Genomic DNA, 14,648 nt, shown 5'->3' with positions numbered 1-14,648 from the left:
GCAGCACCGCCGCCAGCCTGCGTCGAAGGCGCTCAGAACTCCGCACGGACCCCCGCAAAGACCGCGCGTCCCGAGGTGCCATAGCCGCGCAGCACCTGGTAATCCTCGTCCAGCAGGTTCTCGATGCGCAGATAGCCGGTGGCGCGGTCGGTCAGGGCGTATTCGGCCGAAGCATCGACCAGCGTGTAGTCGGGCAGCGGCGCGTCGCGGTCGGTCGTGCCTGCCACATGGGTCAGGCCAAGACCCAGGCGGGCCTTTGCGCCAACCGGCGCGTCAAGGCGCAGGTTCAGCACATGTTCGGGCACCCTCTCCAGCGGCAGCCCGTCCGGGCGTTCGCTGTCGGTCCAGGTGTAGTTGCCCGACAGCTCCAGCCCCGCGCCCAGCGGCGTCCGGCCGGACAACTCGATCCCGCGGCTGCGCGTGTCGCCGGGGATCTGGGCATAGGTGAAGCTGTCGAAGGAATAGTCGATCAGGTCGGTGACCACGGTGTGAAAGACGGTGGCGCGGATCAAGCTGTCCGCGCCGAGGGCATATTCGACGCCGATCTCGCCGCCCCGCGCGGTTTCCGGCTGCAGCGTGGGCACGCCGACCCATGCGCCATAAAGCTCGTAGGGCGAGGGCGCGCGGTAGCCGGTTCCCCATTGCGCCCGCAGCGTCCAGCGGTCGTCGGGCTGCCAGGCCAGCGCGACCCGGGCGGTGTTCTTGCCGCCGAATTGCGAATTGTTGTCGTGACGCAGCGACAAGGCCAGGTCCAGCGCGGGGCTGGCCGCATAGCGCGCCTCGGCAAAGACCGAATTGGTGATGAAGCCGGCAGTGGTGCCGTCACCGTCGAACTCCTCGCGGCTGTGGGTGCCGCCCCAGGCCAGCACCGTTCGCGTGCCCAGGTCGGTCGAGCCCATGTACTCCGCCTCGGTCCGGATGCCGTCATAGGGATAGGTCACGCCATCATAGATCTCGCGCCGGGCGATGCTGCTGCGCTGGATCGACAGGAGGCTGCGCAGCCCGCCCGCGTCATGTTCGGCAAACAGCCGCAGCCCGCGGGTGATCGCGTTGCTGGCGTCGGCGCCGTCCTCCAGCACCGGGAAGTCGCCATCGGTCTCGGCCTCGGTCTGTTGCCAGAAGCCCGCGGCGCCAAGGCTGAGGCTGTCGGTCAGGTCGACCCGGCCCGACAGGGTGGCCCGCCGGGCGCGGGCGGCGTCGGCCTCGGTGTTGCCATCTGCCTCGTCGGCCACCGAGAAGCCGTCGGTGTCCAGCTGTTGCAGGGTCAGCGCCAGCCCGTGGCGCTGGCCGGCGGTGGTGACGCTGTAGGCCGCGCGGCTGGTCGCGTGGCTGCCATATTCCAGCGCCGCGCGCTGCCGGGTGCCCGGCTCGTCGGCCTGCAGCGTGGTGATCGAGATCACGCCGCCGATCGCCTCTGATCCGTACAGCGCCGATTGCGGCCCCTTCAGCACCTCGATGCGGGCGATGTCCCCGGTCATCAGCGCGCCGGGATCAAGCCGGATCTGCGTCGAGGAGGGATCCGACACGTCGATGCCGTCGACCAGCACCTTGACATACTGCCCGGCCAACCCGCGCAGCCTCAGCGTGGCCTGGGTTCCGAAACCGCCATTGGCGGTGGCCGAGATGCCGGGCAGGGTGGTCAGGTAGTCCACCAGCCGGGCGCTGCCCTCGGCCTCCAGATCCTCGCGGGTGACGACCTCGACGGTGGCGCCGGTGCGGCCCAGTTCGGCCTCGGTCTGATAGGCGCTGAGCGTGATCTCGGGCAGGACATAGGGTTGCAGGGCCCGGGCGGGCAGGGCCAGCGCGAGGCTGGCGGGCAGGGCGGCGGCAATCAGCAGGGCGGGGCGGTTCATCGGTCGGGATCCTTCCGGCCGCGGGCGGGCGGCATGGGACGCGGTTGATCCGGGCAGCAGGGCTGCGCCGGACAGGGGACACCACCACGACGGAAGATCCGCTTCGCGCATGCCCCTCGCATGCCCTCAGGGTGACGGCCTTCGGCAGGTCTCCTGACTTCGCGGGTCAAGGCTTGGCCGGACCTTCCCATCCGCGCAGGGTGCGGACAGTGGCATTCTCCGGCCTCGCTCGCCGCTGACAGTTGCGGGGGCAGTCGCGGAATCGCACCGCGTTCCCTTTTCACCGGGCATGGCCCGGAACCGAGGCAGGGCGGGCCTAGCCCGTCTGCCGGATTCGCGCAAGCCCAAAGGCCCTCAGGCCGTGGCCGGCGGCAGGTCGATCAGCGCGGTGACCGGGAAATGGTCACTGATCTTCCAGTATTCGGTGCCGCCCGCGGTCTCGCGCGGGATCCGCGCCTCGCGGACCCAGCCCTGCGGCGCGTTGCGGCTGTAGAGGATGTGGTCGATCCAGACCCGGTGATGCACGTCGTTGAAGATCGGGTCGGGAAATCGCGTCGTGCCCAGGTCCTCGAAGTTCAGCGCCTCCTGATCGGCGGGCGACAGCCCGTCGAACAGCGCATTGCCGAGGCTCAGTCGGGGGCGCCAGACGGTGCCCATCACCGTCTCGACCCCCGAGGCCAGCAGCCGCATTTCCGAGGTGTCGAAGCCCGGCCCGTCATTGATGTCGCCGCAGACCACCAGCGGGATCCCGGCCGTCCCGGCCTCGGTCAGGTAGCGGTCGAGGAAATGCGTGCGCAGGTGCCGGCACTGGGCCAGCAGGCGGCGGCGGTTGGCATCGGCCAGCTGCCACCATTTCGACCATTCATAGGCCGCGAAGATGCCCTTGGACTTCAGGTGCAGCCCGAGGATGCGGAACGGGCGGCCCGCGGCGGGGCGGATCTCGGCATAGAGCGGCCGGCGCTCGTAGCGGAACCATTCGAAGATGCCGTTTTCCTCGACATCCAGGAAGAACGGCTCGGAGGCGTCGAAGACCGCGCCGGAGGCGGGCTCCTCGCTGTCCCAGACGATCGCCGGCGGAACGGCGAAGGCGCCACGGTCGATGCGCAGCGCAAGCCCGACGCATTGCGACGATCCCAGCCTGCGGCCGCCCGCGCCCGGCCGCGACAGATAGCGCGACCGCTGGACGTGGCACAGCCAGTCGCCCGGCGCCAGCGCGTCGAAGATCGCCTGCAATTCGCCGCCCATGTTCGGCCCCTCGACCACCACCACCAGATCGGCGTCCAGGTCGGCCAGCCCCTCCGCGATCAGCGCCGAGCGCTGTGCGACGGTCGGGTTTTCGGATTGCCAGGGAGGCTTGGGGCCGCGCACGCGGACGTCGCCCGGCTTCAGCACCGGTTGCCCGTCGGCATCGGTGGTCACCATGTCGTTCAGCCATTCCATGTTCCAGACGGCAAGTTTCATCGTCGGCCTCGTGCAATCGCGATCTGGCGGGATGATCCGATGCTAGCATGAAACCGGCGTGAAAGCCCGCGGCGCGGCGCCGGGCGCACGCCTCAGCGCGCGGTCAGGGCGGCGACCCAGTCGGGCACGGTGCGCGAGGCTGGGCCGAGGATGCGGCGGTCGAAATCATCGGCGTTGCGGCTGGCCTCGAGGTTCAGCTCGACGCATTCGGCGCCGTGCCGCGCGGCATGCCGGGCAAATCCGGCGGCGGGATGGACATTGCCCGAGGTGCCGATCGCCGCGAAGAGGTCGCAGGCCTCGAGCGCGGCCCAGATGCGGTCCAGCCGATAGGGCATCTCGCCGAACCAGACGATATCGGGGCGGGTGGCGGGCGCGGCGCAATGCGGGCAGGGATCCTGCGGCTGCATCCGGGCGGGTGCCGGCCAGCGATGGCCGCAGGCCGCGCAGAGCGCCCCGGCCAGCCGGCCATGCATGTGGATCACCCCGGGGCTGCCGGCGCGTTCATGCAGGTCGTCGACATTCTGGGTGACAAGCGTCAGGTCGTGGCTCTCGGCAAGCCGCGCCAGCGCCAGATGCGCGGCGTTGGGCCGTGCCGCCGCCGCCTTGTCGCGCCGGGCGTTGTAGAACCGATGCACCAGGGCCGGATCGCGGGCGAAGGCCTCGGGCGTGGCGACGTCCTCGATGCGATGCCGTTCCCACAGCCCCTCGCTGGCGCGGAAGGTGGCAAGCCCGCTTTCGGCTGAAATGCCCGCCCCGGTCAGCGCCACGATCCGCATCGGCGTCAGCGGCAGTAAGCCTCGGCTGCCGAGGCAAAGTTCTTGTAGCGCGCCCAGAAGGCGTTGTCGGCGTCACTCTTGGACATCCGCACCTCTTGGGCGTGATGCGGGTCCTTGAAGAAGGCGGCGGCGCGGCGCTGGTCGGATCGCGACAGGGTCTGGTCGGCGACGCGCTGGATGCAGCCGCACAGCGGCGAATTGCCGCGCGCGCGATCGGATCGCACGCAGGCGCTGTCGATGGGGCCGGCCATGGCCAGCGGTGCGGTCATCGCGATGGCCGCCGCCGCGACGATGATGCGGTTCAGCATGGGGACTGTCTCCTCGGGTTTCTTGTCCTATCCTCATCGAGGGCACGCCGGTTCGACCGGTCTCGAAGACCCTTCATGCAAACAGCATATAGCAAAAGGGTCAGTCCCGCTCAATCACAGCCGCGTGTTCGGGGCGATGCGACTGCGTCAGGCGGGGCCGGGCGCGTAGCCGGCAGCGCGGATGGCGGCCTCGGCCGCCGGGCGGTCGAGGCCGGTGACGCTGACGGTGCGCGCGGCCAGATCGACCTCGGCGCGGCCACCGGCGCGGCCCAACGCGGCCTCGATCGCGGCCTTGCAATGGGCACAGCTCATGTCGGGAACGGACAGGATCATGTCAGCCTCTGATTTGACAACCGGCGCGCATTCTGGTCTCGGTTCGGCGCTGCGGCAAGCCGCGACCACAGGCCGCAGGAGGACGGAGATGGCGAAGGCGATCGGGCGAGCGGGTCCGCAGGGGCCCCTGCAGGCGGGCCCCGGCGCGGACGGCGGCGGCCAGAATGCCCGCGCCGCGCTGCTGATGACACTGGGGATGGCCGGCTTTGCCTTCGAGGACACGCTGCTGAAGCTGCTGTCGCGCGCGATGCCGACCGGACAGGTGCTGATGATCGTCGGGCTGGCCGGCATGGTGGTGTTTGGCAGTTGGGTGGCGCTGCGCGGCGGCGGGCTGCGGCCGCGCGACCTGCTGCATCGCGGGGTGCTGGCGCGCAATCTGTGCGAGGCGATCTGCGCGATCTGCTTCGTCACCGCGCTGGCCACGGGCGATCTCAGCATCGCATCGGCCATCCTGCAGGCGCTGCCGCTGCTGATGACGCTGGGTGCGGCGCTGTTCCTGTCCGAGCCGGTCGGCTGGCGGCGCTGGCTGTCGATCCTGGCAGGCTTCGCGGGGGTCCTGCTGATCGTGCGGCCGGGGACCGACGCCTATCAGCCGGCCTCGCTGCTGGCGCTGATCGCGGTGCTGGCGCTGGCGGCGCGCGACCTCATCACCCGCCGCTTGCCGCCCGGAATCGGGTCGGGGATGCTGACGGCATCGGCCTTTGGCGCGATGGCGTTTGCGGGCGCGGTGCTTGCGCTGCTGGGCGGCCAGCGCATGATGATGCCCGATGCGAGGCAGGCGGCGATGCTGCTTGCCTGCGTCGGTTTCGGGCTGGGGGGCTATCTGGCGATGGTCATCGCGACGCGGATCGGCGAGATCGGGGCGATCGCGCCGTTCCGCTACTCCCGGCTGATCTTCGCGATCCTGCTGGCGATGGCAGTGTTCGGCGAGCGGCCCGACGGCTGGACGCTGGCCGGCGCGGGGATCATCGCGGCGGCGGGCGGCTATGCGATGTGGCGCGAGGCGCGGCTGCGCGGGCGCCCGCGCACCGCCTCGCCGGGCGGGCCCATCCCGCCGGGCTGACAGCGCGCCGGGCGCGTTGTCCCGGCGGCCGGTTCGGGGTGGGCCGGTCCGGGGCGGCAGCAGGCAAGCCGCTTGGACCCCGTCGAGGGGTCCGCGCGGCTGGGGGCTGCGCCCCCGCGCCCCGCCGCCGGCGCTGCGTTCCGGCGGCCGCGTCCGGTCGCGCGGATCAGGCGGCCGAGCGGCCCTGCAGCATCCGCCCCACCATCTCGTCGGCGATGTCGGTGGTGCAACGGCCCTCGGCGCCGGCGCGGACCAGCATCTCGGCCACGCGCCCGGCGATCCCGTCCAGCCGGGCGCGGCGCCAGGCGTCGTCCTTGCCGTGGATCTCGCTGGCGACGCTGATGATGCCGCCGGCATTGACCACGTAGTCGGGCAGGTAGGTGATGCCGCGCGCCCGGAGGCTGCGGGCCAGCGCCGGCGTCGCAAGCTGGTTGTTGGCCGCCCCGCAGATCAGCCGCGCCCGAAGCCGCGCCGCGCTGTCATCGGTGATCACCCCGCCCAGCGCGCAGGGCGCGTAGACATCCATCTGCTGCTCGAAGACCGCGCCCGGCTCGCAGACCGCAGCACCCAGATCCGCCGTGGCGATCCGCAGGGCCTCGGCGTGGATGTCGGTCACCACCAGGTCGGCGCCGGCCGCCGCCAGCTTGCGCGCCAGATCCATGCCGACATGGCCGAGCCCCTGCACCAGCACCCGCCGGCCCCGCAGGTCGTCGCTGCCGAAGACATGCGCGGCGCCGGTCAGCAGACAGCGGAACACCCCCTCGGCCGTCCAGGGCGAGGGATCGCCCGAGGCGCCCGACAGCCCGACCGCAAAGCGTGTCTCGCGTGCGGCATGGGCCATGTCCTCGGGCGAGATGCCGACATCCTCGGCGGTGTAGTAGCGGCCCCCCAACGCCTCGACCGCGCGGCCGAAGGCGCGCATCATCGCCGGCGTCTTGTCGCGGCGCGCATCGCCGATGATCACCGACTTGCCGCCGCCAAGGCCAAGCCCCGCCATCGCGTTCTTGTAGGTCATGCCGCGGGCCAGCCTGGTGACATCCTCGATTGCCTCGGCCTCGCCGCCATAGGCCCACATCCGGCAGCCGCCCGCCGCCGGACCCAGGACCGTCGAGTGAATGCAGATCAGCGCCCGAAGCCCGGCCTCGGCGTCCTCGGCGCGGACCAGACGCTCGAACCCCTCGGGCGCCTTCAGATCGGTGACGGTCAGTGTCATGTGGTCTTTCCTCCCCCTCGCAAGGCCCCGTGCGGGCCTGCCGCGATCCGCCGCGGATCGCCCTGAAACCCGGCCAGAAGACCCGCCGCGCGGAGCAATGCAAGCAGCGGATCATTCGGCAAGCGGCCGGGCCGCACCGCGCAACGAGCAGGCGGCATCGGCCCGGCCCCGCGCAATCTTTTTCATGGCACCCGCAAAGGCGAACGGGCGGCCCCAGGGGACCGCCCGCGCATCAGGCCGGATCGATTCGCGGCGAGGGTCCGCTAGAACGGGATCTCGTCGTCGTATTCGCTGCGTCCGCCGCCCGAGGGGGCGCCGCCGCCCGCGCCGCCGCCGCGGGAATCGTCGTAGCCGCCGCCATAGCCGCCCGAATCGCGTCCGCCGCCGCCGCCGTCGCCGCGGCCGTCAAGCATCTGCAGCGTGCCGTTGAAGCCGCGCAGGACGACCTCGGTCGTATAGCGGTCCTGGCCAGACTGGTCCTGCCATTTGCGGGTTTCCAGCTGGCCCTCGACATAGACCTTGCTGCCCTTCTTCAGGAACCGCTCGACCACGTTGACCAGCCCCTCGGACATGACCGCGACCGAATGCCATTCGGTCTTCTCGCGCCGCTCGCCGCTGGTGCGGTCCTTCCACTGCTCGGATGTCGCGATCCGCAGATTGGCGACCTTTCCGCCGTTCTGGAAGGTGCGGATTTCCGGGTCTCGGCCCAGATTGCCGATCAGAATGACCTTGTTGACGCTGCCTGCCATGCCGGGTTCCCTGCTTCTGTCTGTCGCAGGCCGGTCTAGCGCAGGCGAGGCCCGGCCTGCAAGCCATTCGCCGCCCGGTTGCCGGCCGCGACCGCCCGCCAAGCCGCGCGCCGCGCGGCTGCGCCGTCAGGGCCGGATCGGCGGAACCTTGCCGATCGTCGCGCCGCCCCGAGGCCCCAAAACCGGGTGGCTGGCGGGATGCGGCGATTGCTGTATAGTTTCCCGTGAACGCGAGAGGGCACAACATCGCGGCAGGTGAGTCACTCGGTCGGTCCGGCGCGCCGGCGACCGCAGGACGGCAAGAACGAGGGCGAGGACATGCGGATCATTCCCCGGGCCAGGACGGCGCTGTGCGTCGCCACGATCATCGCGCTGGCCATGCCGGCCGCCGCCGAGGGGCTGCGCCTGTCGGGCAGTTCATCGAAATCGCGGGCCGACCAGTTCGCCCGGCAGACCCGGCTGATGGACTCGCGGCTGGCGTCGCAATACCAGCAGTCGGCGCGGCTTCAGCCGGGCGGCGGCAATCGCAGCATCGTCGACATCCAGCTGTCGACCAACATCCCGGCCTATCGCGGCAAGCGCAGCGACTTCATCCCCCATGCCCGGGCGGCGGCGCGCAAGCATGGCGTGCCCGAGGATCTGTTCCTGCGCCTCGTGCAGCAGGAATCGGGCTGGAACCCGCGCGCGCGGTCGCACAAGGGCGCGACCGGACTGGCGCAGCTGATGCCGGGCACGGCGGCCAAGCTGGGGGTCAATCCCAACGACCCGGTGCAGAACCTGAACGGCGGCGCCCGCTATCTGCGCATGATGTACAACCAGTTCGGCAACTGGCGCCTCGCGCTTGCGGCCTACAATGCGGGTCCCGGCGCGGTTGCCAAGCATGGCGGCATCCCGCCCTATCGCGAGACGCGCAACTACGTGCGCATCATCGCGGGCAGCTGACCGTTCCGTCCCCCCGGCGAGCCGATGGCGCGACGGGGCAGACAGGCCCCGCCCGCCGGGCTATGACATCGCAATGACCCTGCCGCGCGCACCAGACCGCCTGTCCGACGAGATGGCATCGGCCATCGGCCATGCGGTCTCGGGTTTCGGGTTCCTCGAAGAGGCGCTGAAGCGGGCGATCTTCTCGCTGACCCGGCAGGACCTGGGGCAGGAGGCCGACGATACCGAACTGCGACGCTGGCTGCGGCGCATGGAGGACATCGCCGACGACACCCTCGGCACGCTGATCGACAGTTTCGCGGCGTCGATGCGCCAGGCCGGGATCGAGGATTGCCAAAGCCTCGCCGAGGACCTCGACCGCATCCGGCTGCACCGCAACCTTCTCTGCCATGCCTCGTGGCGGCCCGGCCAGCAGGCGGGATACTGGCACCCGACCTTCATCAACACCCGCGGCGAACGCTTTCCCGACGACATGAATGCGGGCGATGTCCGTGACATCCATGCCCTGACGCTGCGGGCGGCGCGTCGGGTGGTGTCGATCATGCGATCCACCGGCATCGACGGCCAATGGGCGGGCCTCGGGGACGGGGACTAGGCGATGCGGCCGCCCATCGACGGTGCGCCGGTCCGCCTGGCGGGTCTGGCCCGGCCAGGCGCTGACCGGTGCGGGCCGCGCGCTGCCCTGGACCGCGGAACGTCGGCTGTGGCCCTGCGGCACCACCCCTGACCCGCAAGGTCCGCCGCGCGGGCTGCGTCATGGCTGCGTCGTCGCGCGGCCGCGCAATCCGATCTGTCTGGCTGCTGCGGGATTGCCCCTTGGGCTCTGCCCTGCCTTCCGCGCGCCGCGGGCGTCCCTTCGGCCGATTCCGGGCCTGATGGCGATCATGGCGGGTCGCTTCGTCCGCGCAGGCAGAAACGCCCGGACCGGACCTTCCCCCGCCGATCTCGTCGCCTGTCGCCGCCAGACCCGATGGCCGCTCTGACGCCGGCTCCGATCGGCAGGACCGGCCGCAGCCTTCCTCGTTGCAACAGAAGGCCGGGCGCGCTAACACCCCGCGCAATCGTGAACCATGAGGCTTCCATGTCGTCCCCCCTGCGCCTCGGTATTGCCGGGCTGGGCACCGTCGGGATCGGTGTCGTCAAGATCGTCCAGAAACATGCCGAGCTGCTGGCCCGCCGGTCGGGCCGTGACGTGACGATCACCGCGATCAGCGCCCGCGACCGGCTCAAGAACCGCGATGCCGACCTGTCCGCCTATCGCTGGGAAAATGATCCGGTGGCGGTTGCCCGGGCCGACGATGTCGATGTCTTCGTCGAACTGATCGGCGGCGACAACGGCATCGCCAGGGACAGCATCGAGGCCGCGCTGCGCGCCGGCAAGGACGTCGTCACGGCCAACAAGGCGCTGCTGGCCATGCATGGGCAGGACCTGGCGGAACTGGCCGAAAGCCTCGGCCGCGCGATCCGCTTCGAGGCGGCGGTGGCGGGCGGCATCCCGGTCATCAAGGCGATGACGGAATCGCTGGCCGGAAACGACATCAGCCGTGTCATGGGGGTGATGAACGGCACCTGCAACTATATCCTGACCCGGATGGAAAGCGCGGGCCTGCCCTACGAGGCGGTCTTCGAAGAGGCGCGCCAACTGGGCTATCTCGAGGCCGACCCGACGCTGGACGTGGGCGGCATCGACGCCGGCCACAAGCTGGCGATCCTGTCGGCCATCGCCTTCGGCACCCAGGTCGATTTCGGCGCCGTCGAGATCGAGGGGATCGAGCGCGTCAGCATCGACGACATCCGCCGCGCCGCGGACCTGGGCTACCGCATCAAGCTGCTGGGCGTCGCGCAGATGACGGCGCGCGGGCTCGAACAGCGCATGTCGCCCTGCCTCGTGCCCGCCGACAGCCCGCTGGGACAGCTGCATGGCGGCACCAACATGGTGGTGGTCGAGGGCGACAGCGTCGGGCAGATCGTCCTGCGCGGCGCCGGCGCCGGCGAAGGCCCGACCGCCAGCGCGGTCCTGTCTGACATCGTCGAGATAGCGCGCGGCGTCCGCCTGCCGGTCTTCGGCCAGCCGGCCGCGTCGCTGACGGCGGCGCAGCCGGCGCGCACGGCTGTGCCGGCCGCCTATTATCTGCGCCTCGAATTGCAGGACAAGCCCGGCGCCCTGGCCAAGATCGCCACGGTTCTGGGCGATGCGGGCATCTCGATCGACCGGATGCGCCAATACGGCCAGCACAGCGACAGCAGCGTACCGGTGCTGGTCGTTACCCACAAGACCACCCCCGATGCCATCGACTTCGCCATCGAGGCGCTGCCGCGCACCGGCGTGCTGGTCAGCGATCCGGTCGAGCTGCGCATCGAAGAGGTCTGACCGGCCGACCCTGGACCCCGCGGCCTCGGCACGCAGACCCGATCCGCCTTTGCCCTGGCGGAAATATCCTCGGGGGGTCCGGGGGGCAGACAGCCCCCCGGCCACCGCGGGACGCAAGCCCGTGCGGGCTCAGGCCGCGCGGGCCTCGCGGATCAGGCGCAGGATGTCGGCCGCGGCCATGGGAATGTTGGTCCCCGGCCCGAAGATCGCCTTCACGCCCGCCTTCTTCAGGAAATCGTAGTCCTGCTGAGGGATCACCCCGCCGCAGATCACCAGGATGTCGCCCGCGCCCTGCGCCCTCAGCGCCTCGATCAGCTTTGGCGCCAGCGTCTTGTGCCCCGCCGCCTGCGAACTGATGCCGACCACATGCACATCGTTGTCGATCGCATCCTGCGCCGCCTCGTCCGGGGTCTGGAACAGCGGCCCCACATCCACGTCGAAGCCGATATCGGCGAAGGCGGTGGCGATCACCTTGGCGCCGCGGTCATGGCCGTCCTGGCCCATCTTGACCACCAGCATGCGCGGCCGCCGGCCTTCCTCGGCCGCAAAGGCCTCGACATCGGCCTGGATGGCCGCGAAGCCCTCGTCGCCCTCATAGGCGGCGCCATAGACCCCGGCCAGCGTCCTGACCTCGGCACGGTGGCGTCCGAATTCCTTTTCCATCGCCATGCTGATCTCTCCGACGGTTGCGCGGGCGCGGGCGGCCTCGACAGCGGCCTCCAGAAGGTTGCCGCCTTCGCGGGCGCGGCGGCTCAGCTCGGCCAGCGCGGCGGTGCAGGCGGCGGCGTCGCGGCTGGCGCGGATGCGTTCCAGACGCGCGATCTGGCTGTCGCGCACCTTGACGTTGTCGATGTCGAGAATGTCGATGGGGTCCTCGCGCTCCTTGCGATAGCGGTTGACGCCGACGATCACCTCCTCGCCGCGGTCGATCATCGCCTGCCGGCGGGCGGCGGTTTCCTCGATCCGCAGCTTGGGCATGCCGGAGGCGACAGCCTTGGTCATGCCGCCCATCTCCTCGACCTCCTCGATCAGCGCCCAGGCCTTCTCGGCCAGTTCCGCCGTCAGGCTTTCGACGTAATAGCTGCCCGCCAGCGGATCGACGACATGGGTGATGCCGGTTTCCTCCTGCAGGATCAGCTGCGTATTGCGCGCGATCCGGGCGCTGAAATCGGTGGGCAGGGCGATGGCCTCGTCCAGCGCGTTGGTATGCAGCGACTGCGTGCCGCCAAGCGCCGCCGACATCGCCTCGTATGCCGTGCGGATGACGTTGTTGTAGGGGTCCTGCTCCTGCAGGCTGACGCCCGAGGTCTGGCAATGCGTGCGCAGCATCAGGCTGCCCGGCTTCTGCGCGCCGAACTCGGTCATGATCCGGTGCCACAGCAGCCGCGCCGCGCGCAGCTTGGCGATTTCCATGAAGAAGTTCATGCCGATCGCGAAGAAGAAGGACAGCCGCCCCGCGAAGGCGTCCACATCCATGCCGGCCGCCATCGCCGCGCGCACATATTCGCGCCCGTCAGCAAGGGTGTAGGCCAGTTCCTGCACCAGGTTCGCGCCGGCTTCCTGCATGTGATAGCCGGAAATCGAGATCGAGTTGAACCGTGGCATCTCGGCGGCGGTGTATTCGATGATGTCGGCGATGATCCGCATCGAGGGTTCGGGCGGGTAGATATAGGTGTTGCGAACCATGAACTCCTTGAGGATGTCGTTCTGGATCGTGCCCGACAGCACCGCGCGGGAATGGCCCTGCTCCTCGCCCGCGACGATGAAATTCGCGAGGATCGGGATGACCGCGCCGTTCATCGTCATGCTGACCGACACCCGGTCCAGGGGGATGCCGTCGAACAGGATCTTCATGTCCTCGACGCTGTCGATGGCCACGCCCGCCTTGCCGACATCGCCCTCGACCCGCGGATGGTCGCTGTCATAGCCGCGATGGGTGGCGAGGTCGAAGGCCACCGACACGCCCTGCTGGCCCGCGGCAAGGTTGCGCCGATAGAAGGCGTTGGATTCCTCGGCGGTGGAAAAGCCGGCATATTGGCGGATCGTCCAGGGCCTGCCCGCATACATGGTGGCGCGCGGCCCGCGGGTATAGGGCGCCATGCCCGGCAGGCTGCCCAGATGCGCCAGCCCCTCGGTGTCGGCCTCGGTATAGAGCGGCTTGACGGCGATCCCCTCCAGCGTATCCCAGGTCAGGCTGTCGGGGTCCGCGCCCTTCAACTCCTTCGAGGCCAGGCTGCGCCATTGTTCCAGCGTCGGATTTGTCATCATGCGTCCTTTCCCGCGGCCCGTCCGTGCCTATATTCAGGCAAGGATGAGGTGCCGATGAAGTTGAAATTCCTGATTTTCGCGATGGCACTGGCGGCGATGGGCCCGGCCCGCGAGGCGCCGCCGCCCGAGGCGCCCGGCACACCGCCGGCGCCGGCCCGGCCGATGAGTCCCGAGGAGATGCCCGGCGCCGCGATGCCGGCAACCGCCGCGGCGGTGCTGCGCGAATTCGATGCGGCGGCGGTGGCGCCCGGCGATTTCCTGTGGACCGCACGCCCGGTGGTGGTCTTTGCCGACACCCCCGACGATCCGGCCTTCCGCGAACAGATGCAGGCGCTGCGGTCGCGCCCCGGGATGCTGGCCGAGCGTGACGTGGTGGTGATCACCGACGCCGACCCCGCCGCGGCCTCGCCCTGGCGGCGGCAACTGCATCCGCGCGGCTTCTCGCTGGTGGTGATCGACAAGGACGGGCAGGTCAAGCAGCGCAAGCCCGCGCCCTGGGACGTGCGCGAGATCAGCCGCGCCATCGACAAGTTCCCGCTGCGCCGGCAAGAGATCGGCCGCGCCGGGCTTGCGCCATGACGATTGAACCGGCGCGTCCAAGGCCCTATATTGACCCGAGAGAGACGGGAGTTCCGCGATGAGCACGACATCCTACAACCCTCCGCCGATCACCGGCCGGACCGGCCCGAAGCCGGGTTATTGAGCGCGCCGGCCGCGCCGCGGCCGTCGATATTGGCGCGGATCGCCTCCAGCGCCGTTCCGCCCAGTTCCAGCGCCTCGACCTTCATCGAGATATAGTCGCGATACATGCTGGCCGCGCGGTCGGCCCCGATCCTCGCGACATCCAGTTCCCGCAGATCCGCGATCATCGCCGAAATGGCGTTCAACTGGCTGTAATAGAGCACGATCGGATCGACCGTGTCGCGGGGCAGCACATGGATCTCGGCCGTGATGGCGCGGAAGATCGCGTCGTTGCGTTCGGTCGGGATCACCGGGAAATAGCCGGGCTCGGTCAGGATGCGATCCATGATCTGCGCGCCATAGGCCCCCACATCGTCGCGCTGAAGCGCCGCGAGATAGGCGCGGATCTCGGCGAACAGGGCGCGCTGCACGTCGCGCACCCGCTCGGCCCGCAGATTGGCGTCGCGGCGGCGGTTCTGGTATGCCACGACCCACCACCCCGCCGCCAGGAACACGCCGGCGATGACCGCCTGCTGCGCCTGGGGCGACAGATATGCGTCGAAGGGCGGCATCAGCGACGCCGCCCCGGCCCATGCGCGCCGGGGGCAGGATGGCAGGGATCAGGATCGC

General features: G+C 70.2%; 14 protein-coding genes and 1 riboswitch. Of the genes, 5 read left to right on the top strand and 9 right to left on the bottom strand.

The annotated features are described in order from the left end of the window. Window positions 1–32: 32 nt before the first annotated feature. The 5 genes from Q5Y72_RS13060 to Q5Y72_RS13040 form a co-directional block, all read right to left on the bottom strand. Window positions 33–1,853 (bottom strand): TonB-dependent receptor plug domain-containing protein, encoded by a 1,821-nt coding sequence (locus Q5Y72_RS13060; protein WP_305963859.1) that lies wholly within the window; start codon window positions 1,851–1,853, stop codon window positions 33–35. A 126-nt stretch (window positions 1,854–1,979) separates the two neighbouring features. Further along, window positions 1,980–2,173: riboswitch (cobalamin riboswitch) on the bottom strand. 34 nt (window positions 2,174–2,207) lie between these two features. After that, window positions 2,208–3,314 carry an endonuclease/exonuclease/phosphatase family protein gene (locus tag Q5Y72_RS13055; RefSeq protein ID WP_305963858.1) on the bottom strand — a complete coding sequence of 369 codons (1,107 nt, stop codon included), beginning with the start codon at window positions 3,312–3,314 and terminating at the stop codon, window positions 2,208–2,210. Between the two features lie 92 nt (window positions 3,315–3,406). Further along, a complete protein-coding gene (locus tag Q5Y72_RS13050; protein ID WP_305963857.1) occupies window positions 3,407–4,090 on the bottom strand; it encodes an NAD-dependent deacylase in 684 nt (227 codons plus the stop codon). 5 nt (window positions 4,091–4,095) lie between these two features. Continuing rightward, window positions 4,096–4,398 carry a hypothetical protein gene (locus Q5Y72_RS13045; protein ID WP_305963856.1) on the bottom strand — a complete coding sequence of 101 codons (303 nt, stop codon included), beginning with the start codon at window positions 4,396–4,398 and terminating at the stop codon, window positions 4,096–4,098. Window positions 4,399–4,545: 147 nt separating this feature from the next. After that, entirely contained in the window at window positions 4,546–4,731 is a 186-nt protein-coding gene (locus Q5Y72_RS13040) for a heavy-metal-associated domain-containing protein (protein WP_305963855.1), read from the bottom strand. An 88-nt stretch (window positions 4,732–4,819) separates the two neighbouring features. On the opposite strand from Q5Y72_RS13040, the gene Q5Y72_RS13035 reads away from it, so the two are divergent. Further along, window positions 4,820–5,794, top strand: coding sequence for a DMT family transporter (locus Q5Y72_RS13035; RefSeq protein WP_305963854.1), 975 nt, complete (start codon window positions 4,820–4,822; stop codon window positions 5,792–5,794). A gap of 166 nt (window positions 5,795–5,960) precedes the next feature. On the opposite strand, the gene Q5Y72_RS13030 is transcribed toward Q5Y72_RS13035, so the two are convergent. Both Q5Y72_RS13030 and ssb read right to left on the bottom strand, forming a co-directional pair. After that, window positions 5,961–7,007, bottom strand: a complete 1,047-nt coding sequence (locus Q5Y72_RS13030) for a Leu/Phe/Val dehydrogenase (RefSeq protein ID WP_305963853.1) — start codon at window positions 7,005–7,007, stop codon at window positions 5,961–5,963. A 263-nt stretch (window positions 7,008–7,270) separates the two neighbouring features. Further along, window positions 7,271–7,756 (bottom strand): single-stranded DNA-binding protein, encoded by a 486-nt coding sequence (gene ssb / locus Q5Y72_RS13025; RefSeq protein ID WP_305963852.1) that lies wholly within the window; start codon window positions 7,754–7,756, stop codon window positions 7,271–7,273. Between the two features lie 318 nt (window positions 7,757–8,074). On the opposite strand from ssb, the gene Q5Y72_RS13020 reads away from it, so the two are divergent. The 3 genes from Q5Y72_RS13020 (at window position 8,075) to Q5Y72_RS13010 (ending at window position 11,069) form a co-directional block, all read left to right on the top strand. Next, on the top strand, window positions 8,075–8,698 hold the full coding sequence (locus Q5Y72_RS13020) for a lytic transglycosylase domain-containing protein (RefSeq protein ID WP_371930825.1): 624 nt from the start codon (window positions 8,075–8,077) through the stop codon (window positions 8,696–8,698). Between the two features lie 73 nt (window positions 8,699–8,771). Then, window positions 8,772–9,293, top strand: coding sequence for a hypothetical protein (locus Q5Y72_RS13015; RefSeq protein WP_305963851.1), 522 nt, complete (start codon window positions 8,772–8,774; stop codon window positions 9,291–9,293). Between the two features lie 486 nt (window positions 9,294–9,779). After that, on the top strand, window positions 9,780–11,069 hold the full coding sequence (locus tag Q5Y72_RS13010; protein WP_305963850.1) for a homoserine dehydrogenase: 1,290 nt from the start codon (window positions 9,780–9,782) through the stop codon (window positions 11,067–11,069). 129 nt (window positions 11,070–11,198) lie between these two features. Here Q5Y72_RS13010 and scpA read toward each other — a convergent pair whose 3' ends face one another. Next, window positions 11,199–13,334, bottom strand: a complete 2,136-nt coding sequence (gene scpA / locus Q5Y72_RS13005) for a methylmalonyl-CoA mutase (RefSeq protein WP_305963849.1) — start codon at window positions 13,332–13,334, stop codon at window positions 11,199–11,201. 57 nt (window positions 13,335–13,391) lie between these two features. On the opposite strand from scpA, the gene Q5Y72_RS13000 reads away from it, so the two are divergent. After that, on the top strand, window positions 13,392–13,916 hold the full coding sequence (locus Q5Y72_RS13000; protein WP_371930824.1) for a DUF4174 domain-containing protein: 525 nt from the start codon (window positions 13,392–13,394) through the stop codon (window positions 13,914–13,916). A gap of 89 nt (window positions 13,917–14,005) precedes the next feature. Here the strand turns inward: Q5Y72_RS13000 and Q5Y72_RS12995 are convergent, their stop codons facing one another. Then, window positions 14,006–14,590, bottom strand: coding sequence for a hypothetical protein (locus Q5Y72_RS12995; RefSeq protein WP_305963848.1), 585 nt, complete (start codon window positions 14,588–14,590; stop codon window positions 14,006–14,008). Window positions 14,591–14,648 lie beyond the last annotated feature (58 nt).

Source organism: Paracoccus spongiarum, assembly GCF_030732095.1.
GTDB classification, from domain to species: Bacteria; Pseudomonadota; Alphaproteobacteria; order Rhodobacterales; family Rhodobacteraceae; genus Paracoccus; species Paracoccus spongiarum.
This window is presented reverse-complemented; position numbering and strand designations above follow the sequence as displayed.